This window comes from Agrobacterium sp. 16-2014-1-2a (genome assembly GCF_053522705.1).
The window spans coordinates 308381-333806 of the sequence record NZ_JBNWBX010000001.1; the positions used below are offsets into that span (position 1 = coordinate 308381).

Consider the following 25426-nt stretch of genomic DNA (forward strand, 5'->3'; position numbering starts at 1 on the left):
GGGCCGCTCGATGCGGCCCTTTTTCTTATCGATCAGACCAGACGGCCAGTTCGTATCCATCCGGGTCGGTGAAATGAAAACGGCGTCCGCCGGGAAAGGTGAATATGGCGACGCTGATCTGCCCACCGGCTGCCTCGACACGCCGGTGCGCATTCTCGATATCGGCGGCGTAAAGAATGACAAGCGGTCCACCCTTGGCTGACACAGGTGCCGTGGTGGTGAACCCGCCGGTCAGCCGGCCGTCGGAAAACTCGCAATATTGCGGGCCGTAATCCTTAAAGGACCAGCCGAAAGCGCCGCCGTAAAATTCCTTGCTGCGCTCGATATCGGCGACGTTGAATTCGACATAGTCGATGCGCAGGTCATTCGTATTCGTGGTCATCGTTTTATCCTTCAATCCGTTTCGAGCAGCGACTTCAGTGTTTCCAGATCGGCCCGGACCATCTCCGCATCCCGTTCGAAATCCTCTTCCGTCATGTCCGGCAGGCGAAGCAGGGTAAAGCTGACTTCGGCACCGCTGCCATTCGGTGTTACCCGCAGCGCGTTATACACCTTCATGCCATCCGGCAATGTTACGACGTGGTCTATCACGCCGAATTCGTTTAAGGGCGCGAAATTGACGCGGACCTCACCCAACGGGCCACCATCGGCGATCCAGTCCTCGCCGTCTGGTTTAAGACCGCCTGCTAGACCGGCGGCCCAGTGCGGCATGTTTTGGGGGTCGGAGGCGAAATCAAAGACATGGCTCCATGGTTTTTCCACCGACAGATGAATGATTTTTGACTGCATGACTGGCATCTCATCCTCCCTGTTTAATGCAGGCCGCAGGCTGCGCCACTTTGTCCGCGCTTGATGTAAGTCAAGGATGTTTCGCCGGTGAGATGGGAGAAAGCAAGGAGATAAAAACGGACTGCAATCATGAACATCTATCCCGTCGGACAGGACCGCCCGCAACAGCCCGTCGAAAGGCTGGAAGCGGAGGCTGTCAATTCCGCAAAAACGCGTAAACCCCTTTATGAAGCGCGCAAGAAAATTTTCCCGAAGCGCGCGGAGGGCCGGTTCCGGCGGTTCAAGTGGCTGGTCATGCTGGTCACGCTCGGCATTTATTATCTGACGCCGTTTCTGCGCTGGGATCGCGGTCCCTATGCGCCCGACCAGGCGGTGCTGATCGATATTGCCAACCGGCGCTTTTATTTCTTCTTCATCGAAATCTGGCCGCAGGAGTTCTTTTTCGTCGCGGGATTGCTGGTCATGGCGGGTCTGGGGTTGTTTCTCATAACCTCCGCCGTGGGACGCGCGTGGTGTGGTTATACCTGTCCGCAGACCGTCTGGGTGGACCTGTTTCTGGTCGTCGAGCGGGCGATCGAGGGCGACAGGAATGCCCGCATGAAGCTCGATGCAGCACCTTTCACGTTCGGCAAGCTGCGCAAGCGGGCGATAAAACATGCAATCTGGCTGGTGATCGGCGTTTTGACCGGCGGGGCATGGATCTTCTATTTTGCCGATGCACCGACGCTGGCGAGGGAGTTCATGACGGGGCAGGCACCGATGATCGCCTATACGACCGTCGCGATACTCACCGCCACGACCTATGTTTTCGGCGGGCTGATGCGGGAGCAGGTCTGTACCTATATGTGTCCCTGGCCGCGCATTCAGGCGGCGATGCTGGATGAGAACTCGCTGGTCGTGACCTATAATGACTGGCGCGGTGAACCTCGCACGAGGCACGCCAAAAAGGCTGCGGCCACAGGGGAGAGCGTCGGCGATTGCGTCGATTGCAATGCTTGTGTCGCAGTCTGTCCCATGGGCATCGACATCAGGGACGGGCAGCAGCTGGAATGTATCACCTGCGCGCTCTGCATCGATGCCTGCGATGGGGTGATGGACAAGATTGGTAAGCCACGCGGGCTGATCGCCTATGCGACGCTGTCCGAATACCAGTCCAACATGGCGCTTGCGACCGGCAACGGCCAGCACGCAATCCGGCCTGCGAATGTGCGCAACGAGGACGGCGGGTTCAAAAACAGCATTCGCCATTTCGACTGGCGCATCGTCTTTCGCCCGCGCACGCTTCTTTACACGGCAATATGGGCTGCAGTCGGCATCGGCTTGCTGTTTGCGCTGGTGACGCGCGAGCGGCTGGCTCTGAATGTGCTGCACGACCGCAACCCGCAATATGTGCTGGAATCGAATGGCTCGATCCGCAACGGCTATACCGTTCGCATCCTCAACATGGTGCCGCAACCGCGCCTAATGAGCCTGACGATAGAGGGCATTCCAAGTGCGGTGATGAAGATAAACGGCGTGCCGGATGCAGCCTCTCGCAGCTTCGAGGTGATGGTGGAACCGGACGAGGCGACAACGCTGAAGGTGTTCGTCACCCTGCCGAGCAGTCACGTCGCGCGTGCTGCTGAAAATTTCGAATTCATCGTCAGCGATACGGGCGGCCATGAGACGGCCCGTTACGACGCCGTCTTCAACGCTCCGGGAGTGAAAAAATGACAACGACCAATCGCCAGACGTCCGGTTTCATTTTCACCGGCTGGCATATGCTGGGTGTTATGGTGATGTTTTTCGGCATCGTCATCACCGTCAACATGGTGATGGCCTGGAACGCTGTCACCAGCTGGAGCGGGCTGGTGGTGGCCAATACCTATGTTGCCAGCCAGCAGTTCAACGCCAAGGCCGAGGCCGCCAAGGCAAGGGCCGCGACCGGCATCAAGGGCAGGCTGGTGGTGGATGAAAAGACCGTGCGCTACGAGGTGTTTCATCCAGATACCGGCCCTGTGGATACGGATACCGTAACGGCGCGTTTTCGCCGGCCGGTCGGCGAGCACCAGAATTTCGAGATGGAGTTGACCCCGGTGTCTACCGGGGTCTTCACCGGCCCGCATGACATGCTGCCCGGCCAATGGATCGTCGAGGTCACTGCCGTAAAAGACGGCAGGATCATCGTGCATGAAGGCACGCGGATCGCGGTGATCAGGGGGCGTCAATGAGCTGCTGTGCACCGGGAACGGAAGGGTCGCTTCAACTCGGCGAACCGGTCAACCCACCATCATCAGAGGAGCTGATGCTGGCAAGCCGCGATCTGGGGCAGGGGCTGCGCCAGACAGATCTCAGCGTGCCCGGCGTTTATTGCGGCGCCTGCATCACCACCATCGAAACCGCGCTGCGCCGTCTCCGCCAGGTGGAGCAGGCGCGCGTGAACCTGTCCTCTAAACGGGTGGCGATTGTCTGGAAAGAGTATGTCGATGGCATCAGGACAAATCCCGCAGAACTTGCCCGCGCAATCCTTGCAACAGGATACCGGACGCATCTTTTCGCGAGCGGACAGGATGCTTCGGACGTGTTGCGCTCGCAACTGATCAGGGCGGTGGCGCTCTGCGGCTTTGCTTCCGCCAATATCATGCTTCTATCCGTGTCCGTCTGGTCCGGGGCCGATGCCGCGACGCGTGACATGTTCCACTGGATTTCGGCGATGATTGCCGCGCCGGCGCTGATCTATGGCGGCCGGTTCTTCTATCAGTCGGCCTGGAATGCGCTGAAGCATGGCCGCACCAATATGGATGTGCCGATTGCGCTCGCCATCACGCTATCCTACGCAATCTCGCTATGGGAGACGATTCATCATGGCGGACATGCGTGGTTTGACGCGACCGTGTCGCTGCTGTTCTTCCTGCTGATCGGCCGCACGCTTGACCATATCATGCGTGACAGGGCGCGCTCGGCCATTGCGGGCCTGGCCCGGCTTTCACCACGCGGCGCAACCGTTATCGGTGAGGACGGAACGCGGGAATATCGCCCGCTTGGCGATGTGCTACCCGGTATGACGATTGCGATTGCTGCCGGTGACCGCGTGGCGGTGGATGCGATGGTCATTAGCGGAAGCAGCGATCTCGACATGTCCATTGTCAACGGCGAAAGCGCGCCGCGTCGGGTGGAGGCGGGCGATCTGCTTCAGGCAGGCACGCTCAATCTCACCGGTTCGCTCGCCGCGCGGGTGACCGCATCGGCAAAGGATTCGTTTCTGTCGGAAGTGATCGGGCTGATGGAGGCGGCGGAAGGGGGGCGTGCGCGCTATCGGCGGATTGCCGACCGTGCCGCGAGCTATTATTCGCCCGTCGTACATCTCCTTGCTCTCATGACATTTCTCGGTTGGGGCGTTTTGGGCGGTGACTGGAAGCAGGCGATGCTGATCGCGATTGCGGTTCTCATCATCACCTGCCCCTGTGCGCTTGGCCTTGCTGTTCCGGTGGTGCAGGTTGTGGCGGCAGGCCGGCTCTTTCGTCATGGCATCATGGTCAAGGAAGGCTCGGCGATGGAGCGACTGGCCGAAATCGACACCGTTCTGTTCGACAAGACAGGCACCCTGACGGTCGGGAAGCCGCGACTGGTGGAAACCGGCGATGTGAACCCCGCCACGATGGCGATTGCGGCTGGCCTTGCCGCCCATTCACGCCATCCGCTGTCCAAAGCCCTGCATGCAGCCTATGGCGGAATTTTACCGGTCTACGAAGCGGTGCGTGAAATTCCCGGTTCCGGTGTTGAGGCTCTCACGCCGGCGGGAACCTACCGGCTTGGCAACCGCCGTTTTGCCTGCCCGGATGAATCGAAAATGGAAAACGGCGACGCGCGATCGGAAGTGGTGCTTTCGCTTGACGGCGGGTATCTGGCGAGTTTCGGTTTCGAGGACAATCCGCGTCCTGGCGCCGTACAGGCACTGCGCAGCCTTTCTACGCGAGGACTGGTGCTGGAAATCGTGTCCGGTGACCGGGTCCCGGCCGTGAAGGCCATGGCGCAGCGTCTGGGCATTGCGAAATGGAACGCGGACCTGTCGCCGAAAGACAAGGCGGGGCGCTGTGGGGCACTGGCAGGCGAGGGACGCAAGGTTCTGATGGTGGGCGACGGCATTAATGATGCGCCGGCGCTGGCCGCAGCACATGTTTCCATGGCACCGGCAACCGCCGCCGATATCGGCCGGCAGGCCGCCGACTTCGTGTTCATGCACGAGAATCTGGATGCCGTTCCTGTCGCCATTGAGACATCGCGGCGGGCCGGACGGCTTATCCGGCAGAATTTCGCGCTTGCCATCGGCTACAATGTCATTGCCGTGCCGATTGCGATTGCCGGTTATGCGACGCCGATGATCGCGGCCATCGCCATGTCGACATCGTCGCTCGTCGTTGTTGCAAATGCGCTGCGTCTTGCCGGAACGGCTGAAGCCGTGTCTGCGCAACAGAGCGTGCCGACCGGATTTGCGGGCGAGGGGGCGCAACCGGCATGAACATGTTGATCTATCTCATCCCCGTCGCCCTGTTTCTCGGAGCGCTCGGGCTTTTCGCCTTCCTCTGGTCGGTGCGATCAGGGCAATATGAGGATATGGACGGCGCTGCCTGGCGAGCGCTGGACGATGGCGATGACCGGCCACGACCTTCCTAGGGGAGGCGCATTGGTTACGACCTTCCCCCGACCTGTCGCAAATATGCAAAGCTGATTTGCGTCATCAAAATTTAATCGTTTCAGTCGCCCCTAGCCTTGCCGTTTGTTCATTACAGTGCCACAACACGACCACCTAAAAGCAAGATGGAGGCACATCCGTGGAACAGGCAGAAATCGGTTTGATCGGTCTCGGCGTCATGGGCTCGAACCTGGCGTTGAACATCGCGGAAAAGGGCAACAAGATTGCCGTATTCAACCGAACCCCTGAAGCGACGAAAAAATTCTACGCCGAGGCTGGGGACTTGCAGGGGCAGTTGATCCCTTGCGAAACCATCGAGGAATTCGTCGCCGCCATTCGTCCTCCGCGCCCGATCATCATCATGATCAAGGCCGGCGATCCGGTTGACCAGCAGATGGAAATCCTGAAGCCGCATCTCTCGAACGGCGACATCATGATCGACGCCGGCAATGCGAATTTCCGCGATACGATCCGCCGTTTCGACAATCTGAAGGATAGCGGCCTAACCTTTATCGGTATGGGCGTTTCCGGCGGTGAAGAAGGTGCGCGTCACGGACCGTCGATCATGGTCGGCGGTACCGAAGATAGCTGGAAGCGCGTCGAGAAGGTTCTGACCTCCATTTCCGCCAAGTATAATGACGATCCGTGCGTGGCATGGCTCGGCAACGACGGTGCCGGTCATTTCGTCAAGACGATCCATAACGGCATCGAGTATGCCGACATGCAGATGATCGCCGAAATCTACGGCATCCTGCGTGACGGCCTGAAGATGAGTGCGTCTGAAATCGCCGATGTATTCGGTGAATGGAACAAGGGCCGTCTCAACTCCTACCTGATCGAAATCACCGAGAAGGTTTTGCGCGCTGCCGATCCGATCACCGGCAAGCCGATGGTCGATCTGATCCTCGACAAGGCCGGCCAGAAGGGCACAGGCAAGTGGTCGGTTATCGAGGCGCAGAACATGGGCGTCGCCGCAACTGCCATCGAGGCCGCCGTGGCTGCCCGTATCCTGTCGTCGCAGAAGGACGAGCGCGAAGCTGCCGAGAAGATCTTCGGCCTGCCGACCGTTGCAGCTGCACCGGCTGACAAAAAGGCCTTTATCGCCGATCTGGAAAGCGCGCTTCTGGCCGCCAAGGTCGGTGCTTACGCACAGGGCTTTGCCGTCATGTCGGCCGCATCGAAGGAGTTCAACTGGAACCTGCCGATGCCGACGATCGCCCGCATCTGGCGCGCCGGCTGCATCATCCGCTCAGAATTCCTCGATGAGATCACCTCGGCCTTCACCAAGGATCCGCATGTGGCCAACCTCATCGTGACGCCTGCCTTCTCCGGCATCGTCAAGGACACCGACGCCGCCCTGCGCCGTGTCGTTTCCTACGCGGTTCTCTCCGGTCTGCCGGTTTCGGCACTCGCTTCCGCGCTTGGTTATTTCGACGCCTATCGTCGCGCCCGCGGCAGCGCAAACCTTATTCAGGCGCAGCGCGATTTCTTCGGGGCGCATGGCTTCGAACGCACCGACGGTGTCGACAAGCCGCATGGCCCGTGGGGCAGCGGCGCCGACATTTTCTGATCGGCTATAACGATAAACGACAAAAGGCCCGCGCAAGCGGGCCTTTTTCATATCATCCGTCGATTTACTCAGCGTGCCGCAGAAAGGCCGACGATCAGGCCGGTGACGGCGTTGATGAGCAGGAACTGGTTGTCGACGCGTACCCAGCGCTGGTTGCGACGCGGCTCTGCCAGGCGGTAACGGCGATAGTCGCGGCGGTCGACGAAATGACGACGCTCTGCCGGCGAGAGGCGCTGACCGCGATCCCAACGGTGCTTCTTGACGATGACCTTTTTGGTGGTCGTGTGACGCTCGACGGTTACACCGCGATGACGATCGTCGTGGCGGCTTTGTGCCTGGGCCATTGGAGCAGCAAGAACAGTTGCGGCCAGAAGAATGGTGACGAACTTTTTCATGAATGTTTCCTCTCGTGTTTCGATAAGGAGAACTTACGAATAAACGAATGAACGGAAACTGAATTTAAAATTACATTTATGTAATGGTTGTTAATGGTTAGACGGGGACGTTAATCTTTCTGTTGGAGATTTCAGTCCAGCTTTTGCGTCGATCAGGCTGCCCGGTGGAAACCGGGCACCCTGTTTCAAGTATTAAACGCGTTCAGCGGATTTTGCCCAGAGGTTGATATCCGCGTCCTTCGCGTAACCGTCGATTTCCGCAAGCTCCTCTGTGGAGAAATCGGCATTGTCGAGCGCCTTGACGCAATCCTCGACCTGTTCGACACGGCTCGCACCGATGAGCGCCGACGTGATGCGACCACCGCGCAGCACCCAGGCGATAGCCATCTGCGCGAGCGTTTGGCCACGCCGCTCGGCAATGCGATTGAGCGCGCGGATGTTTTCGACATTGCGCTCGTTGAGGAAGGCGGGGTTGAGTGACTTGCTCTGCGATGCACGGCTGCCATCAGGCACGCCACCCAGATATTTCGTCGTCAGCATGCCCTGCGCCAGCGGCGAAAAGACGATGGAGCCAATACCAAGATCTTCCAGCGTATCGACCAGACCGTCTTCCTCGATCCAGCGATTGATCATGGAGTAGCTCGGCTGGTGGATGATGCAGGGCGTGCCGAGATCTTTCAGGATCGCGGCGGCCTCACGGGTGCGTTTCGAGTTGTATGACGAGATGCCGACATAGAGCGCCTTGCCCGAGCGCACGATCTGGTCCAGTGCGCCGCAGGTTTCCTCAAGCGGCGTGTTGGGATCGAAACGGTGGGAGTAGAAGATATCAACGTAGTCCAGCCCCATGCGCTTCAGGCTCTGGTCGCAGGACGATATCAGATATTTGCGGCTGCCCCATTCGCCGTAAGGACCGGGCCACATGTTGTAGCCCGCCTTGGACGAGATGACCATTTCATCGCGGTAGCCTCTAAAATCCGTCTTCAGGATTTCGCCGAAGGCAGTTTCGGCGCTGCCGGGTGGTGGGCCGTAATTATTGGCCAGATCGAAATGGGTAATGCCGAGGTCAAAGGCGCGGCGGCAAATGGCCTGTTTGGTCTGGTGCGGTGTGTCGTTGCCGAAATTGTGCCACAGCCCGAGCGAGATCGCCGGCAGCTTCATGCCAGTCTTTCCGCAATGATTGTATTTCATGGATGTATATCGGTTTTCGGCCGGTTGCCAAACCATGGGTCTTCCTCCACTTGCTGATGAATGGTTGCCGGAGAAGCCGGCAAACCTTTGAAAGATGAGGGCAGGCGCAACGTTGCCTGCCGTTCCGCTAAGGATGGTTAAGCCTTTCGCCGCGTGGTTTCAATGCGAGGATTGGCAGGTATAAAGATCGAAGATACGGAACTGCGGCTGCCCGCTGCCCGCCTTCGGGGTGAAGATGATCCGGCGTGTTTCGCCCGCTGCGAGATCGAACAGATTGTCGGAATAACGCCCGGGCTGATCGGCCTCCAGCATGACGAAGAGGGCAAGACCTGCTGCGGTGACATCGATTTCGAGCTGGCCGTTTTTCAATGTGCCGGTGGAGAACGTCAGTCCAGAGGGCTGTAGCTCCAGAGACTTGTAGGTGTCGCGCACATGATGGCCTTCGCCTGTCATGCCGTTGGATGCTATGAAGTTCCAGGCAAGAATGGAACCATCAGGCAGGCTGTCCATGTCGATTTCGGTCAGCGTCGCCGCCTTGTCCGTACCGCACGTGCCGTTGGCAGATTTCAGCGGCACGCGGTTACCCTCCATGGTGAGGGCGACAATATTCATGTCGATCTCGACATCTTCCGCCGTGTCGTTGACCATGGAGAAACTTAACCGGCGCCCGTCTTCCGAGGGAATGGCGGAAACCGAGACCGGTTGGAAGAACCGGCGGGCAGCATAGTGCAGCGCCTTCCAGCCGCCGCCGTAGTCCAGGCTCGACCATGAGGCAACCGGCCAGGTGTCGTTGAGCTGCCAGTAGAGCGTTCCCATGCAATGGGGTTTCAGCGAGCGCCAGTAGTCGACCGCGGTTCGGATGGCCAGCGCCTGCTGCACCTGGCTCAGATACACGAAATTTTCGAAATCCTTCGGAAAGCGGAAATAGCGGAACATGGTGCCAGCGATGCGCTCATTGCCGCCGACATTCTTCTGGTGCAGTTCGATCACCGGGGAGGCGATGTTCATGTCTTTCTCTTCCGCATAGGTGCGGATGACAGGCATGGAGGTGTAGGACTGAAAACCGAATTCGGAGCAGAAGCGTGGCTTGACCGAGCGGTAATTGTCGAACGATTTGTTTTCGTGCCAGACGGACCAGTAATGCATGTCGCCGGAACCATCCGCATGCCAGGCATCACCATAATCGAGGTAGCCTGAAGCCGGGCTGGAGGGCCACCAGAGTGCTTCGGGGGCGGCTTTTTTCAGCGCCTTTTCGATGGTGCGGTTGAGGCGGTCGTAAGCCACGAGATAACGGTCGCGGTTGTTGCGGGGCTCCTCGAACCAGGTGAGGGCACCCACCAATTCGTTGTCGCCGCACCAGAGCGCGATGGACGGATGGGAGGACAGGCGTTTTACCTGATAGTCGACCTCGTGTTCGACATTGTCGAGAAAGTCTTCGCTGCAGGGGTAAAGATTGCAGGCGAACATGAAATCCTGCCAGACCAGAAGACCGAGACGGTCACAGAGATCGTAGAACCAGTCTTCCTCGTAAAATCCACCGCCCCAGACGCGGATCATGTTCATATTGGCCTCGACGGCCGAACATAGAAGGTCTTCGGTTTTTTCGCGGCTGGTCAGCGAATAAAGCGCATCGGATGGAATCCAGTTCGCGCCACGGCAGAAGATTTCCCGACCGTTGATGCGGAAGGCAAATCGGCTACCGGCCTCATCCTTGTCCGTCAGAAGTTCAATGGTCCTGAAGCCGATCCTGCGGGTGACGGTTTCATCCGGTAACTCCACCGTCAGCGTGTAGAGCGTCTGTTCGCCGCTGCCCGCCGGCCACCAGAGCGCGGGATCTTCCACGAAGAAGACGTGGCGCACCACCGTCTCACCCGCACCCACGCCGCAATCAAGCCGCAGCCTTTCATCGTTGAGGGAAAGATAGAGCGGAAGGCTCGCCGGACCTTCGGCAAACAGCGTGATTGCCACATGCAGCTCGACGCCGCCCTCGACATGATGTTGTGAGGTGACGACGTGTTCGACCCGTGCCGTATCGAGGCGCTTCAGCAGGATTTTGCCGTAAAGGCCGAGCGGAGCAATCGCGATATTCCAGTCCCAGCCGAAATGGCACTGTGGCTTGCGCAACATGTTGCCGTTGGCAATCGGCGAGTTGCCCTCATGATAGGGAATGTAAAAAGGTTGTCGCGCCTGCCGTTCCGCCCCCGCTGCGATGTTGGAGTGGAAATGGATACGAATGGTGTTTTCACCGGGCCGCACGGCGCGAGACACATCGGGACGGTAACGTCGGAAGCAATTGTCCGAACTCAAGACCGGGACATCGTTGACGAAGACGATCGCGACGGTATCGAGATAATCGATATCGAGATACCAGCTGGCATCGGCGTCATCGAGGATGAAGGTCCGCTCTATGATCCAGTCCCGATGCGCGACCCATTGCACCGCATTTTCATTGGCACCGTGATAGGGGTCTGGAATGATGCCCGCGTTTTTGAGTGCGCTGTGAACGTCTCCCGGCACGGTAAGGTTGGTCGTGTAGTCTCCTTCCACCGAGGTCAGGCGCCAGAGCCCGGCCAGATCGATGACGGTTTCGCGCGTGGAGGAAGAAATCATGATGGGACCCTGCATGGACGAATTCAAATAAGATAAGCTGGCCATTATGACGCAGGCTTGTGTCGGAATCTGGGGAAGATGCATGCCCGCCAGCCAGCCGTTATCCAGCTCGCTCAGCTCGGCAATCTCCTCCCTCCGGCAACGTTACCGTAAAACAATCGTTCCGTCATGCCTTCGGAGTGAAACTTCATGCGCGAAAAATGCCCGTTGGTACTATTGGAAAACCACGGGCACGGATGCCTTGATATCTATTGACTTTTATTTATTAATATCAATTAATTATTGATACTATTTAATCTAGTTTATTGGCATTGTTTCTCTCTCGAGCGGAAGTTTCGAGAGCGCGTAAGGTCGGTAATCCGGGATAAGTCTGTTCGATATTTTTCACGACCTACATCGTTATAGCCAAAGGCCCGAAGACCGGATCGGGTGTGATGGCGACCGGCGACGTTTGCCTTTGCAAGAAACGAAAAGCTATCTATGATTATTGTTCTGCAAAGCGTGGCGAAATGACATGAACGATACTGGTAATTCTGGCAGGGACGAAGCGAAGGCGACGACAGGTGAGCGCCCGACCTTGAAGACCATCGCCTACATGACGGGTCTTGGCATCACCACCGTGTCACGCGCGCTGAAGGATGCGCCTGACATCGGCGCGGAAACCAAGGAGCGCGTGCGGCTGATTGCCCAGCAGATCGGTTACCAGCCGAACCGAGCTGGTGTGCGCCTTCGCACCGGCAAGACCAATGTGATCGCGCTGGTGCTGAGCGTCGACGAGGAATTGATGGGCTTCACCAGCCAGATGGTATTCGGCATCACCGAGGTCCTGGCGACGACGCAATATCACCTCGTCGTTACCCCTCACACCCACGCCAAGGATTCCATGGTGCCGATCCGCTACATTCTCGAAACCGGTTCGGCGGACGGGGTCATTATCTCCAAAATCGAGCCGAACGATCCGCGCGTCCGTTTCATGACGGAGCGCAAAATGCCCTTCGTTACCCATGGGCGGTCCGACATGGGCATTGAGCACGCCTATCACGATTTCGATAACGAGGCTTATGCCTATGAGGCCGTGGAGCGGCTGGCGCAATGTGGGCGAAAGAGGATCGCCATCATCGTGCCGCCATCGCGGTTTGCGTTCCACGACCACGCCCGCAAGGGGTTCACCCGCGGTATCAGGGATTTCGGCGTTTCCGAATTCCCGTTGGATGCCATCACCATCGAGACGCCGCTCGACAAGATCCGCGATTTCGGCAAGCGCCTGATGCAATCAGACGATCGCCCTGACGGCATTGTCTCCATCAGCGGCAGCAGCACGATTGCGCTTGTGGCGGGGTTTGAGGCAGCCGGTGTCAGGATCGGCAAGGATATCGATATCGTGTCGAAACAGTCCGCCGAATTCCTGAACTGGATCCAGCCGCAAATCCACACAGTCAACGAGGACATAAAGCTTGCGGGCAGGGAGCTTGCCAAGGCTCTGCTGGCACGCATCAACGGTGCGCCGCCAGAAACGCTGCAAAGCGTCAGCCGCCCGGTCTGGTCCTCAATGGCGCCGAAGCCTTGATAGAAGGAACGCCTGTCCGGATCAGGACAGGCAATCCTTCAGCGAGCCGGCGATGCCGCGCATCATCTTGAAGTAGAGATCAGGACCCGGTTCAAGCGTGGCCGCTTCGGGATCGAGCGTTGCAGACTTTGCCGCCGTGCCTTCGGTTATGACGGAGATCAGTTTCGGCTCGAATTGCGGTTCGGCAAAAACGCAGGTCGCGCCAAGTTGGCGAACCTTTTCCTGCATCTCCCTGACGCGATCGGCACCGGGCAGGGTTTCGGGGCTGACGGTGATCGATCCCGCCGTTTTTACGCCGTAGCGATGCTCGAAATATTGATAGGCATCGTGGAAGACGATGAAGGGTTTGTCCTTCACAGGCTTGACCGTTTCCGCAATTTCGCTGTCGAGCGCATCGAGATCGTCGATCAGTTTTTTCGTATTGGCCTGATAGGTTTCCGCGTTGCCGGCATCGGCGGCAATCAGCGCGGTTTCTATCGTCTGGGCCATGGCCTTGGCGTTGGCCGGATCGAGCCACAGATGAGTGTCGTACGCGCCGTGTTCATGGTCGCCGTCATCGTGCGCATGATCATGATCATGAGCGTCTTCGCTGTCCGAATGGCCGGCATGTTCTCCATGGGCCTCTTCGCCATCGTCATGCGCCTCGAAAGGGCCGCCTTCGCGGAAGGGAAGCTTTTCCAGCCCCTTGGCGTCTTCCAGTTCGACCACTGTTGCCTTGCTGGTCAACGCCTCCAGCGGCTTCTGCAGAAATGCCTCCAGTCCAGGCCCGACCCAGAAGACCAGATCGGCCTTTTCCAGCGTGCGGGCATTGGAAGGCCGCAGATTATAGGTATGCGGTGAGGCGGCGCCGTCGACAATGAGTTGCGGTTCGCCCACGCCACGCATGATTGCCGCGACGAGGGAATGGACAGGCTTGATCGAGACCACGACATTTGGGGCGGCGGTGGCGCCGGAGGCGGCCGCCGCTATTGCTACCGATGCCATGAGCGGGATCACGAACGATCTCATGAAATGCACTCCACTTGAAGAAGTATAGTTATGTTATTACATTTATTGCGTAACTCTATAACGTATGCGATAGCGGTAAGCAACATCGCCGATCGGACAATCCCATGCTTCATTCCGCCCATGAGGGCAAAGAGATACTGGTGTCACTTTCCAATGCCGGCGTGCAGCGCAACGGTCGCTGGCTCGTGCGCGGCGTGGAGTTTTCCGTCAGCAAGGGTGAGATCGTCACGTTGATCGGGCCGAACGGTTCGGGCAAATCAACCAGCGCGAAAATGGCGATCGGGGTCTTGAAGCCGAGCGAGGGCGCGGTATCGCGCATTGCCGGTCTGAGGGTCGGGTATGTGCCGCAGAAGCTCTCTGTCGACTGGACCATGCCGCTTTCTGTGCGCCGGTTGATGACGCTGACCGGGCCGCTTCCCGCGCGCGAAATCGACGCCGCGCTGAACGCCACGGGTATCGCGCATCTGGCAAACGCGGAGGTGCAGCATCTTTCTGGCGGAGAGTTCCAGCGGGCGCTTCTTGCCCGCGCCATTGCGCGCAAGCCCGATCTGCTGGTTCTCGATGAGCCCGTGCAGGGCGTTGATTTCTCCGGGGAGATCGCGCTTTATGATTTGATAAAAAATATCAGGAATTCAAACAATTGTGGAATTCTGTTAATCTCGCATGACCTGCATGTGGTCATGGCGGAAACCGATACCGTAATATGCCTGAACGGTCATGTCTGCTGCCGGGGAACGCCGCAGGCGGTGAGCCAGAGCCCGGAATATATGCGGCTTTTCGGTGGGTCGGCCGCCAAGGCGCTTGCCGTTTACAGCCACCATCACGACCACACCCATCTGCCCGATGGCCGGGTGCAGCACGCGGATGGTTCGGTGACCGAACATTGCCACCCCGATGATGGCCATCATCATGCGCATGAGCAGCATCACGACCATAATCATGACCATGGGGACTGCGGCTGCGGCCACGAGCATGACGGACATGCCACTTCAAGCCACCAGCAGGGAGAGCGGCATGTTTGACGATTTCTTCGTTCGCGCCATGATCGCCGGCGTCGGTGTTGCGCTCACCGCCGGTCCCCTTGGCTGCTTCGTTGTGTGGCGGCGTTTGGCCTATTTCGGCGATACGATGGCCCATTCGGCACTGCTTGGCGTTGCGCTGTCGCTGCTGTTGCAGATCAACCTCATCGTCAGCGTCTTTCTTGTAGCCTCGGCGGTTTCTATCCTGCTGATTTTCCTGCAACGGCGGCAGGCGCTTTCCGCCGATGCGCTCCTCGGCATACTCTCTCATTCGGCGCTGGCGATCGGTCTCGTCATCGTTGCTTTCATGAGCTGGGTGCGCATCGATCTCGTCTCCTTCCTGTTCGGGGATATTCTGGCCGTTACCCGCAGCGATATCGCGCTGATCTGGGGCGGCGGGCTGGTGGTGCTGGTTTCCATGGTGTTCCTGTGGCGGTCTCTGCTGGCCTCCACAGTCAATACCGAGTTGGCCGAGGCCGAGGGGTTGAACCCGGAACGCGCCAAGCTCATCTTCACGCTGTTGATGGCGCTGGTGATCGCCATCGCCATGAAGGTGGTCGGCATCATGTTGATCACATCGCTGCTCATCATACCGGCGGCGACAGCCAGACGTTTTTCTTCCACGCCTGAGGTGATGGCTGTGGTCGCGTCTCTGATCGGAGCGGTTGCCGTCGTTGGCGGTCTGTTCGGATCGCTGAGTTACGACACGCCATCAGGACCGTCCATCGTGGTTGCCGCCGTGATCCTGTTCGTTATAAGCCTGTTGCCGGCACCGGGTTTTTCCCGCTCCGCAGATGAAGGAGGCAAGTCATGAATGCGCAGAACCTTACCAAAAACCAGTCGCTGGTCATGAATGCCCTGTCGAATGCGCATGCGCCGCTCAGCGCCTATGTGATCCTCGACAAGCTGCGCGATGATGGTTTTCGCGCGCCGCTGCAGGTCTACCGGGCGTTGGAAAAGCTGGTGGAATATGGTCTCGTGCACCGGCTTGAAAGCCTCAACGCCTTTGTTGCCTGCACCCACACGCAGGCAGAATGCTGCTCGCATCATCATGGCACCGTCGCCTTTGCCATTTGCGAATCCTGCGGCCAGGTGAACGAGTTCCACGATCACGAGATCGACCATCGCCTCGAGCGCTGGGTCAAGGACAGCAAGTTCAAAGCGGAAAAGACCACTATCGAAATTCGTGGTCTGTGTGCCGCCTGCGCGGGGTAACACCGTTTGGCGACAGCGGGCGTTCTTGCCCGCCATCCGTCATTCTTCGATGACTTCCAGATCCTTCGAAAAACGCTTCCAGTTTTCGATGTAATTTTCCGCCGAGCGGCGGATGCTGGCGACGGCCTCGTCATCCAGCGTTCGGACGGCACGCGCCGGCGATCCGACGATCAGGGAATTGTCGGGAAACTCCTTGCCCTCCGTCACCAGCGCATTGGCGCCGACCAGGCAGTTGCGGCCGATCTTTGCGCCGTTCAGGATCGTTGCACCCATGCCGACGAGCGAATTGTCGCCGATGGTGCAGCCGTGGATGATGGCGTGGTGGCCGATAGTGCACATTTCGCCGATCGTGGCGGCAAAACCGAGATCGCTGTGCACCATCACGCCGTCCTGAATATTGGTGCCGCGACCGATGCTGATTGGATCATTATCGCCGCGCAGCGTCGCGCCGAACCAGATGCCGACATCCTCGGCAAGTATCACCGAGCCAATGACATTCGCATCGGGTGCGACCCAGTAGCGATCCGTGGCGGGGGTCTGCGGCACCCGATCTGCGAGGCGATAAAGCGGCATGGCGGTTCTCTCCCTTTGGATTATGCGCCGATAGCGATCAGGCGACCGTTACGGACAGCGTGCCGACACCGTCTACACCACACTCGATCCGATCGCCGCGCACGATAGGGCCGACGCCCGCGGGCGTGCCGGTCATGATGACATCGCCAGCGGCAAGCGTGAACAGCTTGGAAAGCTCGGCAATCACTTCCGGCACTTTCCAGATCATCTGCGCAAGATCGCCTGTCTGCTTGCGCTCACCATTGACATCGAGCCAGATCGCACCGGTCGACGGATGGCCGATCTTGTCTGCGGGAACGATGGCGGAGACCGGCGCGGAATATTCGAACGCTTTTGCGCCCTCCCACGAGCGTCCCATCTTCTTCAAACCATCCTGAAGGTCGCGGCGTGTCATATCGATGCCAACCGCGTAACCCCAGACGTGGCCCAGCGCATCGCTTGCCGGAATATCCGCACCGCCGCTTTTCAACACCACGACGCATTCGACTTCGTAATGCACGTTCGACGAAAGCGAAGGGTAGGGGAAATCCTGACCCGCAGGCAGAAGGTTGTCCGGATTTTTCTGGAAATAAAACGGCGGTTCCCTTGAAGGATCGTGGCCCATCTCGATGGCGTGATCGGCATAATTGCGGCCGACACAATAGACCCGCCGCACGGGGAACATCTCGTTTGTGCCCTCTACAGGCAGAAGAACGGGTTCTGGAACTGGAATGACGGTGGCGGCCATGGGATTTCCTGTCGTCTTTTTTAGAACTGCAAGTCTTGTCCCCCGATTCCTGGGCGATTTCCAGTTCAAAATGACCGCAGCTGCAAAGAGGTAATTCCCGTACAGACAAGCGCTTGCAAACGGCGAAAAAATCTTTGCCTTGGCCCACGATGATCGAATTTGGTCAGTGAAAATAGCAGCCCTTACGGGTCTCTCGATTCGGCGGTAACAAGGTGTGAAATGTAGGCTCGCGTCGAGGCTGCAGTAAGGTGGGCTCAAGATGAGACTTGAAGGAGGGGTAGGGCTCGCGTTTTAAGTTTTCATAAAAGTAAGGTCTCCCAAATTGGGGAGACCTTCGCAAACGCGAGTTACGCAGCTTTCTTGGCGGCGGACGTCTTATTGATGGCCGTCACCGCAAGGTTAGTCAGCTTGTTGTTGGTTGCTTTCTCCTGGTCGAGGATTTCGCTCAGAATTTTGTGGGCTTCATCGTGGCCGAGATCCTTCGCCCATTCGCGGAGCGAGCCGTAGCGGGCGATCTCGTAGTGCTCGACTGCCTGGCAGGCCGCCAAGAGGCCAGCGTCGAGCGCAGTTCCCTCTGCCTCCTCCATGAGACCTTCGGCCTCCTTGATCAAGCCCTCAATGGCATCGCACTTTTCCCCGGAGGCTTTCTTGCCAATGGATTTAAAGACCTGGTCAAGCTTCTTGATCTGATCCCTGGTCTCTGCAAGGTGATCCTCGGCGGCCTTCTTTAGTTCGGCACTTTTGGCTGCCTTCGCGACTTTGGGCAACGCTTTCGTTATGGCGTTCTCCGCGTAGTAGACGTCCTGCAATGTGTGCTCGAAAATGTCCGCAAGTGTTTTCATGGGATGCCTCCGGTTTGTTGACTACCATTTAGACAATGCGCAGTTGCTGGCTTAGTTCCCTTCCCGTCACCACCTGGTAGCCGAAACACAAAGACAATCACATATTCGCGCCCGACCTCCTTGTTAGACGAATTCCCGGCTGGCCGACCGAACTTAATCTTCTTTTGCGGCAGGAGCAGGTGGATACCGCCAGCGACCAGACGATCGTTCAGAGGCCGAGTTCTCCGCCCTGATATATGTGCGAGTTTGCAAGACGATCCTCGGAAAACTCAATCGTTGATCATCGCTTGCCGGTAACGTACCCCGTCAGAAAAGCCAGCGGCAAAAAAGACCCGAGACCTTCTCGAAATGGGGCAATGGTCAGTTTCTCTACTCAACCTCTATCTTCAATTTGTGAATCGCAAGTCCAAGTGGACGCGTATCCTCACTAGATGGCTTCAGTGAATGTGGAGATGTAAAAAACTCGGGTCTAAATTCGAAGAAGATTGTCGGGGGAGATTCATCATTCTGGTCCCTTCGCAGCAAGTGTAAAGGAATGATCAATTCCCGATCGCCACGTTTATTTTTGAATGTAAATTTCCACTCGGCAACATTGGTACCATCGACCAGAACGGCAACAGTCTGCTCTATCCGTCTGCCAAGTAAGAGAGCATCGACATCAAATATCAGTCTAATGTCCGTTTCCGGTACGAATGGAATTATCAAGGACATCGTATGGCGTTCGCCCAGGCCCCAGACGCCCCAGTCTTCAACTTCCGCCCATCCGTCTTTCAAATAAGTTTTTAAAAGTCGGGGGGAAACCCAGGCTCCTACCGACAAATCATGAAGTCGCTTAATTCGCCAATTGTTGAATTTATCGGAGGATGCCCGTGCCTTTCGCACTATCGCACTGCCGCCGCTGTCCGCTAATGGTATCAAACATTCAGGCTTGTCTGAAAAGAACTCGTCAGCTGCATTCTCGGCGCCATCCCAGTGCAAGCTCGAATAATCATGGACAACGATAAAACCACCTTCGACCATTCTTGGGTAGAAATAGTTCAGCGCACTCATCATCGGATTGTAGAGGTCGCAATCAAGATGAACGACGGAAAACGTTAGGTTGTCCGGAATTTGCGTAGCCGACTCTGGAAAATACCCTTTTACGTAGACGACATTGTCCTCGCCAACAAATTCCCGCACCTTTTCAAGACTGGTATCGGAAAACTGCAAGGGGATCGATGAATCAATGCCCTGGATATCTTTGGGATCGAAGCCTTCGAACGTATCAAACAGATATGCAGTACGCCCCAGCGCCCTTGCGAAATTCGCTAATATATAAGATGTGTTTCCCTTATATACTCCAAGTTCAGCGATATCACCCGATATATTTTCTTTTTTAATTTGATCATATATGAGGCAAAACGTGAAGAAGCGGTTCATGTCACGTTTATGATGCTCTTCATTGTGAGTAAAGCCGCTCGACAATGCTTTGGGATCGAGCTGATCCTCTATCTTTTTGTACCTGTGAAGATTTACGGAATAGCGATGTGGAACAGTTGAGTAAAAATTAGTCGGCCATGATTTTTCAAGCTCCGCCTCACGAGAACTTTGAAACAAACTTTTCAAAAATTTCGAACCAAAACTCATCCGCGCCCCACAAAAATTAATATTACGTCGATCAGAGAATACTGGTCAGGCGATTATATAATTTCTCATTTCGGAACCGAACTTCGGTCCGACTCTATGAGCCCGAAAAGTAATCTGCATTAAGAATTGGACGACGCCCGCGCTGCTTGGCGTATTGGTACGTGTTTAGTGCCGTCTACGACCACTAATGCGCGACCTTGGGAATTGTTCCCAGAACGAGCTGAGGCTCGTCACGAGCGGCAGCATCGCCCACAATTTTTGACCTAGCGGTCGCTCGCATCGGATAGCGTTAAGCGATCCGAATTCAACCGTTCAAGCCCACCAGCCTCATCGATTTCGGTCTAGAGAAACCGTGTATGCTTCAGCGTTAGGGTTGTGGTCGAATTTCTTCGCCTTGTTAAAAACTACACGCTCACCTTTTTTTCAAAGGATCTGCGCGGTATAATCAATCGAGACGTCTATTATCTTCTCGCCGTGATAGTGACCGAGAGTCATGAACATTGGTGCTGCTCGATGAAAAACTATCACAGGATTTTACCCTAGTAAGCGAGCGTAAATAGTTGAATTTCTATAAAAAAGCGGTGACATCAGGGTCTCGCATCTTTGCCGTGGCCCCGATGATCGATTGGACGGACACGAGGTGCAGATTTCTGCACCGGCAATTGTCGAAGCGTGCGCTGCTTTATACGGAAATGATCGTTGCAGACGCCATCATCCATGGCCAGCGCGACAGGTTGCTCAACTATCATACTCAGGAACATCCGGTCGCACTGCAACTCGGTGGGTCGGATCCGGTAAAGCTGTCGGAGGCGGTGCGGATCGCCGGCGATTATGGCTATGACGAGATCAACCTCAATGTCGGCTGTCCTTCGGACCGGGTGCAATCCGGCACTTTCGGCGCATGTCTGATGCGCGAGCCCGAGATTGTCGCGCAATGCGTGACGGCGATGAAGGCCGTTGCGAAGGTACCGGTCACGGTCAAATGCCGCATCGGCGTGGACGATCAGGAGCCGGAAGCCGTGCTGCCGGATTTTCTTTCGCGGGTTGTGGCGGCGGGCGCGGATGCGGTCTGGATCCATGCGCGCAAGGCTTGGTTGCAAGGTCTTTCGCCGAAGGAAAACCGTGAAGTGCCGCCGCTCGATTATGATCTCGTCTATCGCATGAAGCGGGAAAATCCTGACATCTTCATCGGCATCAACGGCGGTATCTCCGATCTCGATCAGGCAAGCCTCCATCTGCACCATATGGACGGCGTGATGCTTGGCCGTGCGGCCTATCACAATACGTCCATCCTTGCCGATGTCGACCATCGCATTTATGGCGAAGAGGCCCAGCAAGCTGACTGGATGGGGCTGCGTGATGCGATGATGGCCTACGCCGCCGACTACATTGCCGCTGGCGGGCGCCTTAACCACGTTACCCGCCACATGGTCGGCCTGTTTCAGGGCATGCCCGGCGCGCGCCGTTTCCGGCAAATCCTTTCCAGCGACGCCACACGGCCGGGCGCTGGAACCGAGGTGATCGAGGCGGCGTTCGCGGCAGTCGATTTCAACCCGGCGAAAGAAATGGCTGGCTGAGCCAGTCAGACCAATTTCTGCAATACCTGTGCGCCGTTTGGTGCATTGACCTTGCCGCCGGTGATGAAGAAAGCGAAGACATCGCGAGGGGTCTTATCGACTTTTCTATCGGGAGCGATCAGCGGCAGGTCATCCGGAACACCGCCCGCCGCATAGGTCTTGACCCGTTTTACCCAATGGTCAATCTCGGCCTTCGGATAACAGGTCTCGATATCGTCTTCGCCCTTTTGCAGGCGGCAATAGACGAAATCGGCAGTTACGTCAGGCAGCATCGGATAATCGTGATGGTCGGCGCAGACGACCGCGACCTTGTGTTTGGCGAGAAGATCGATGAATTCCGGCACCTGAAATGTCGGGTTTCGCACTTCGACCACGTGGCGAAGGCCAATGCCGTCCTGTTTTTCGGGCAGCAATGCCAGAAACGCCCCGAAATCCTCGGCGTCGAATTTTTTAGTCGGCGCGAATTGCCAGAGAATCGGGCCGAGATGGTGGCCGAGCTCCGTCAGCCCCTGCGTCAGGAACTTCGTCATGGATTCACCCGCCTCGGCCAGGACCTTGCGGTTGGTGACGAAGCGGCTTGCCTTCAGGGAGAAAACGAAATCCTCAGGCACGTCCGCCGCCCATTTGGCGAAGGTCTCGGGTTTCTGGCTGCTATAATATGTGCCGTTCACCTCGATCGCCGTCAATTGCCGGCTGGCATGTTCCAGCTGGCGTTTCTTCGGCAGTTTTTCCGGATAAAACGTGCCTTCCCACGGCTCGAAAGTCCAGCCGCCGATACCGGTGCGGATCGTGCCTGATGTCGACATATACTGTTCCTCCTCGGGCTATCGGCCTTACGTACCTTGCTGCGAAGGGCGCGGATTACTCCGCAGCCTCGCGTTTTCCGGCTGGCCGGCGTTCCAGAAGTTCCTTCAGGAAATGGCCGGTATAGGAGCGCTCGTTCTTGACGATGTCTTCCGGCGTGCCGGTTGCCACCACTTCGCCGCCGCCCGTGCCGCCTTCGGGGCCAATATCGATGATCCAGTCGGCCGTCTTGATGACTTCGAGATTGTGCTCGATTACCACGACGGAATTGCCCTGATCCACCAGCGCCTGCAGCATTTCCAGAAGCTTGTTGACGTCGTGGAAATGGAGACCCGTCGTCGGCTCATCAAGGATGTAAAGCGTGCGGCCGGTGGAGCGTTTTGACAGTTCCTTCGCGAGCTTGACGCGCTGCGCCTCGCCGCCGGAGAGCGTATTGGCCTGCTGGCCGACCTTGATGTAACCGAGGCCGACATCGAACAGCGCTTGCAGCTTGTCACGCACGGCCGGAACGGCGGCGAAGAATTCAACGCCTTCTTCCACCGTCATATCAAGCACGTCGGCAATGGACTTGCCCTTGAAGGTCACATCCAGCGTCTCGCGATTGTAACGCTTGCCGTGGCAGACGTCGCAGGTGACATAAACATCCGGCAGGAAGTGCATCTCGATCTTGATGACGCCGTCGCCCTGGCAGGCTTCGCAGCGGCCGCCCTTGACGTTGAAGGAGAAACGGCCAGGTGCATAACCTCGCGCCTTTGCCTCCGGCAGACCGGCGAACCAGTCACGGATCGGCGTGAATGCGCCGGTGTAGGTGGCGGGGTTTGATCGTGGCGTGCGGCCGATTGGCGACTGGTCGATATCGATCACCTTGTCGATGAATTCGAAACCATCGATGCGGTCATGCTCGGCCGGAATTTCGCGCGCGCCCATCACCCGGCGTGCTGCCGACTTATAGAGCGTCTCGATCAGGAAGGTGGATTTGCCACCACCCGACACGCCGGTAACGGCGGTGAAAACGCCAAGGGGAACGGCCGCAGTCACATTCTTCAGGTTGTTGCCGCGTGCGCCAAAAACCTTGATTTCGCGGCCCTTCTTCGGCTTGCGGCGTTCTGCCGGCACGGCGACGCCGAGTTCGCCGGATAGATATTTGCCGGTCAGCGATTTCGGATTGGCCATGACCTCCTGCGGCGTGCCTTCGGCGATGACCTGACCACCGTGAATGCCGGCGGCCGGACCGATATCAACGACATAATCCGCCGTCAGAATGGCATCCTCGTCGTGTTCGACCACGATCACCGTATTGCCGATGTCGCGCAGGTGCTTCAGCGTATCGAGCAGGCGGGCATTGTCACGCTGATGAAGGCCGATGGACGGCTCATCTAGAACATAGAGAACGCCGGTGAGGCCGGAGCCGATCTGCGACGCAAGCCGGATGCGCTGGCTTTCTCCGCCGGAAAGCGTGCCGGAGTTGCGTGATAGGCTGAGATAATCCAGCCCGACATCGTTGAGGAATCGCAGACGTTCGCGGATTTCCTTGAGGATGCGAACCGCGATCTCGTTCTGTTTGGCGTTCAGATTTTCCGGCAGCGTCTCGAACCAGTCGCGTGCCATACGGATCGACATCTGGGTGACTTCGCCGATGTGCATTCTGTTGATCTTGACGGCGAGCGCTTCCGGCTTCAGGCGATAGCCGGCGCAGGCCGGGCAGGGGGCCGCCGACATATAACGCTCGATTTCCTCGCGCGCCCAGGCGCTGTCAGTCTCTTTCCAGCGACGCTCCAGATTGGGAACGATGCCTTCGAAATTCTTCACCGTCTTGTAGGAGCGCGCACCGTCCTGATAGTTGAACTCGATCTTGTCGTCAGTGCCCTGGAGAATGGCGTGCTGCGCCTCTTTCGAAAGGTCCGTCCATTTGCTCGACAGCTTGAAACCGAAGGCCTTGCCCAGCGCCTCCAGCGTCTGGTTGTAATAGGGGGAAGACGACTTGGCCCAGGGGGCGATCGCGCCATCCCGCAGGGTGCGTGCAGGTTCGGGCACGATCAGGTTTTCGTCCACCTTCTGCTGCGAGCCGAGACCGTCACAGGTGGGGCAGGCGCCGAAGGGATTGTTGAAGGAGAAAAGCCGGGGCTCGATTTCCGGGATGGTGAAGCCGGAGACCGGGCAGGCGAATTTTTCCGAAAACAGCATACGCTCGTGGGTCTCATTGAGCGATTTGTTTGCGGAGCCGCCAGCCGAGGTTTCTTCCGGCGGCAGGGGCTTGTCGGCAAATTCGGCCACTGCCAACCCGTCGGCAAGCTTGAGGCAGGTCTCGAGACTGTCGGCAAGGCGTGCTGCCATATCCGGGCGCACGACGGCGCGGTCCACCACCACATCGATATCGTGTTTGTACTTCTTGTCGAGGACGGGAACGTCAGCGATCTCGTAGAACTGGCCATCCACCTTGACGCGCTGGAAGCCCTTCTTCATCAGCTCGGCGAGTTCCTTTTTATATTCGCCTTTGCGGCCGCGCACGATCGGCGCGAGAATATAAAGGCGCGTGCCTTCCTCGAAGGCAAGGATACGGTCGACCATCTGGCTGACCGTCTGGCTCTCGATCGGCAGGCCCGTCGCCGGCGAGTAAGGCACGCCGACACGCGCAAACAGCAGGCGCATATAGTCGTAGATTTCCGTGACCGTGCCGACCGTGGAGCGCGGGTTCTTCGAGGTGGTTTTCTGCTCGATGGAAATCGCCGGAGAAAGCCCCTCGATGCGGTCTACATCCGGCTTCTGCATCATTTCGAGGAACTGGCGCGCATAGGCCGAGAGGCTCTCGACATAACGGCGCTGGCCCTCAGCATAGATTGTGTCGAAGGCGAGCGACGACTTGCCCGAGCCGGAGAGCCCGGTCATGACGATCAGCTTATTGCGCGGTAGATCCAGATCGATACCCTTGAGGTTATGCTCACGGGCACCACGGATGGAAATCGTCTTCAGTTCACTCATGATAAAGCTCGGACAAAATTAACAGGCCTGATGGCGGCGCGTCCTTATGTAGTGACGCAACCGGACGTGTCGAGGTTTATTCCCTATCGATCGATGGCTTTTCGGCTCACTTGACTCGAATTTCGTGATTTAATAGAACAAAAAAGGAACAAATTGCAAGTGCGAATGTACTCTCTGAGAAAGTCGGGATTATTCGCTGTGGATTGTTCCCCGTTGCGGTGCCCTTTGCGGGCGGCGATGGTTATTGTGTGCGGGATTTTTTGAA

The 25426-nt window shown here is 57.5% G+C and carries 22 protein-coding genes; 10 read left to right on the forward strand and 12 right to left on the reverse strand.

Annotated elements, in window-relative coordinates; genetic code table 11:
* Positions 1-25: 25 nt before the first annotated feature.
* Positions 26-382: a VOC family protein gene (locus tag ACQZ45_RS01540; RefSeq protein ID WP_025593478.1), complete on the reverse strand. Its 357-nt coding sequence runs from the start codon at positions 380-382 to the stop codon at positions 26-28.
* A gap of 11 nt (positions 383-393) precedes the next feature.
* Positions 394-798, reverse strand: coding sequence for an SRPBCC family protein (locus ACQZ45_RS01545; protein WP_065660931.1), 405 nt, complete (start codon positions 796-798; stop codon positions 394-396).
* A 120-nt stretch (positions 799-918) separates the two neighbouring features.
* On the opposite strand from ACQZ45_RS01545, the gene ccoG reads away from it, so the two are divergent.
* The 5 genes from ccoG (at position 919) to gndA (ending at position 7031) form a co-directional block, all read left to right on the forward strand.
* On the forward strand, positions 919-2502 hold the full coding sequence (ccoG, locus tag ACQZ45_RS01550) for a cytochrome c oxidase accessory protein CcoG (protein WP_113291663.1): 1584 nt from the start codon (positions 919-921) through the stop codon (positions 2500-2502).
* Positions 2499-2999, forward strand: a complete 501-nt coding sequence (locus ACQZ45_RS01555; protein ID WP_113291664.1) for a FixH family protein — start codon at positions 2499-2501, stop codon at positions 2997-2999. The genes ccoG and ACQZ45_RS01555 overlap by 4 nt, the downstream gene beginning before the upstream one ends.
* The gene (locus ACQZ45_RS01560; protein ID WP_448742123.1) at positions 2996-5287 is read left to right on the forward strand and encodes a cation-translocating P-type ATPase; all 2292 of its coding nucleotides are present in this window, start codon (positions 2996-2998) and stop codon (positions 5285-5287) included. Before ACQZ45_RS01555 ends, ACQZ45_RS01560 begins: the two co-directional genes overlap by 4 nt.
* Positions 5284-5442, forward strand: coding sequence for a cbb3-type cytochrome oxidase assembly protein CcoS (gene ccoS / locus ACQZ45_RS01565; RefSeq protein WP_003515291.1), 159 nt, complete (start codon positions 5284-5286; stop codon positions 5440-5442). Before ACQZ45_RS01560 ends, ccoS begins: the two co-directional genes overlap by 4 nt.
* 158 nt (positions 5443-5600) lie before the next feature.
* Positions 5601-7031, forward strand: coding sequence for an NADP-dependent phosphogluconate dehydrogenase (gene gndA / locus ACQZ45_RS01570; RefSeq protein ID WP_003515289.1), 1431 nt, complete (start codon positions 5601-5603; stop codon positions 7029-7031).
* A 68-nt stretch (positions 7032-7099) separates the two neighbouring features.
* Here the strand turns inward: gndA and ACQZ45_RS01575 are convergent, their stop codons facing one another.
* The 3 genes from ACQZ45_RS01575 to ACQZ45_RS01585 form a co-directional block, all read right to left on the reverse strand.
* On the reverse strand, positions 7100-7426 hold the full coding sequence (locus ACQZ45_RS01575) for an RcnB family protein (protein WP_448742124.1): 327 nt from the start codon (positions 7424-7426) through the stop codon (positions 7100-7102).
* Positions 7427-7618: 192 nt separating this feature from the next.
* A complete protein-coding gene (gene mgrA / locus ACQZ45_RS01580; protein WP_003515285.1) occupies positions 7619-8650 on the reverse strand; it encodes an L-glyceraldehyde 3-phosphate reductase in 1032 nt (343 codons plus the stop codon).
* A gap of 123 nt (positions 8651-8773) precedes the next feature.
* Positions 8774-11239 carry a glycoside hydrolase family 2 protein gene (locus tag ACQZ45_RS01585; protein ID WP_113291666.1) on the reverse strand — a complete coding sequence of 822 codons (2466 nt, stop codon included), beginning with the start codon at positions 11237-11239 and terminating at the stop codon, positions 8774-8776.
* Between the two features lie 499 nt (positions 11240-11738).
* On the opposite strand from ACQZ45_RS01585, the gene ACQZ45_RS01590 reads away from it, so the two are divergent.
* Positions 11739-12791 carry a LacI family transcriptional regulator gene (locus ACQZ45_RS01590; protein ID WP_013636164.1) on the forward strand — a complete coding sequence of 351 codons (1053 nt, stop codon included), beginning with the start codon at positions 11739-11741 and terminating at the stop codon, positions 12789-12791.
* Between the two features lie 21 nt (positions 12792-12812).
* On the opposite strand, the gene znuA is transcribed toward ACQZ45_RS01590, so the two are convergent.
* Positions 12813-13799 (reverse strand): zinc ABC transporter substrate-binding protein ZnuA, encoded by a 987-nt coding sequence (gene znuA, locus ACQZ45_RS01595; RefSeq protein WP_080798503.1) that lies wholly within the window; start codon positions 13797-13799, stop codon positions 12813-12815.
* Between the two features lie 104 nt (positions 13800-13903).
* Between znuA and znuC the strand changes: the two genes are divergently transcribed.
* The 3 genes from znuC to zur are packed head-to-tail and all read left to right on the forward strand — an operon-like array spanning position 13904 to position 16033.
* A complete protein-coding gene (gene znuC / locus ACQZ45_RS01600) occupies positions 13904-14821 on the forward strand; it encodes a zinc ABC transporter ATP-binding protein ZnuC (protein ID WP_065687360.1) in 918 nt (305 codons plus the stop codon).
* Complete coding sequence (znuB, locus tag ACQZ45_RS01605) at positions 14814-15632, forward strand: zinc ABC transporter permease subunit ZnuB (RefSeq protein ID WP_113291667.1); 819 nt, start codon at positions 14814-14816, stop codon at positions 15630-15632. The genes znuC and znuB overlap by 8 nt, the downstream gene beginning before the upstream one ends.
* Positions 15629-16033 (forward strand): zinc uptake transcriptional repressor Zur, encoded by a 405-nt coding sequence (gene zur / locus ACQZ45_RS01610; protein ID WP_025593459.1) that lies wholly within the window; start codon positions 15629-15631, stop codon positions 16031-16033. The genes znuB and zur overlap by 4 nt, the downstream gene beginning before the upstream one ends.
* Before the next feature lie 39 nt (positions 16034-16072).
* Here zur and ACQZ45_RS01615 read toward each other — a convergent pair whose 3' ends face one another.
* The 4 genes from ACQZ45_RS01615 to ACQZ45_RS01630 form a co-directional block, all read right to left on the reverse strand.
* Positions 16073-16606 (reverse strand): gamma carbonic anhydrase family protein, encoded by a 534-nt coding sequence (locus ACQZ45_RS01615; protein WP_013636159.1) that lies wholly within the window; start codon positions 16604-16606, stop codon positions 16073-16075.
* 37 nt (positions 16607-16643) lie between these two features.
* On the reverse strand, positions 16644-17333 hold the full coding sequence (locus tag ACQZ45_RS01620) for a fumarylacetoacetate hydrolase family protein (protein ID WP_112674356.1): 690 nt from the start codon (positions 17331-17333) through the stop codon (positions 16644-16646).
* A gap of 347 nt (positions 17334-17680) precedes the next feature.
* Positions 17681-18175, reverse strand: coding sequence for a YciE/YciF ferroxidase family protein (locus tag ACQZ45_RS01625; RefSeq protein ID WP_003515270.1), 495 nt, complete (start codon positions 18173-18175; stop codon positions 17681-17683).
* A 369-nt stretch (positions 18176-18544) separates the two neighbouring features.
* Positions 18545-19801: a TylF/MycF/NovP-related O-methyltransferase gene (locus tag ACQZ45_RS01630; RefSeq protein ID WP_448742125.1), complete on the reverse strand. Its 1257-nt coding sequence runs from the start codon at positions 19799-19801 to the stop codon at positions 18545-18547.
* A 560-nt stretch (positions 19802-20361) separates the two neighbouring features.
* On the opposite strand from ACQZ45_RS01630, the gene dusA reads away from it, so the two are divergent.
* Positions 20362-21378, forward strand: coding sequence for a tRNA dihydrouridine(20/20a) synthase DusA (gene dusA, locus ACQZ45_RS01635; protein ID WP_113291669.1), 1017 nt, complete (start codon positions 20362-20364; stop codon positions 21376-21378).
* A 5-nt stretch (positions 21379-21383) separates the two neighbouring features.
* Here the strand turns inward: dusA and ACQZ45_RS01640 are convergent, their stop codons facing one another.
* Together ACQZ45_RS01640 and uvrA are read right to left on the reverse strand one after the other, a co-directional pair.
* Positions 21384-22184: a DUF72 domain-containing protein gene (locus ACQZ45_RS01640; protein ID WP_113291670.1), complete on the reverse strand. Its 801-nt coding sequence runs from the start codon at positions 22182-22184 to the stop codon at positions 21384-21386.
* Between the two features lie 55 nt (positions 22185-22239).
* Entirely contained in the window at positions 22240-25161 is a 2922-nt protein-coding gene (gene uvrA / locus ACQZ45_RS01645) for an excinuclease ABC subunit UvrA (RefSeq protein ID WP_003515263.1), read from the reverse strand.
* Positions 25162-25426 lie beyond the last annotated feature (265 nt).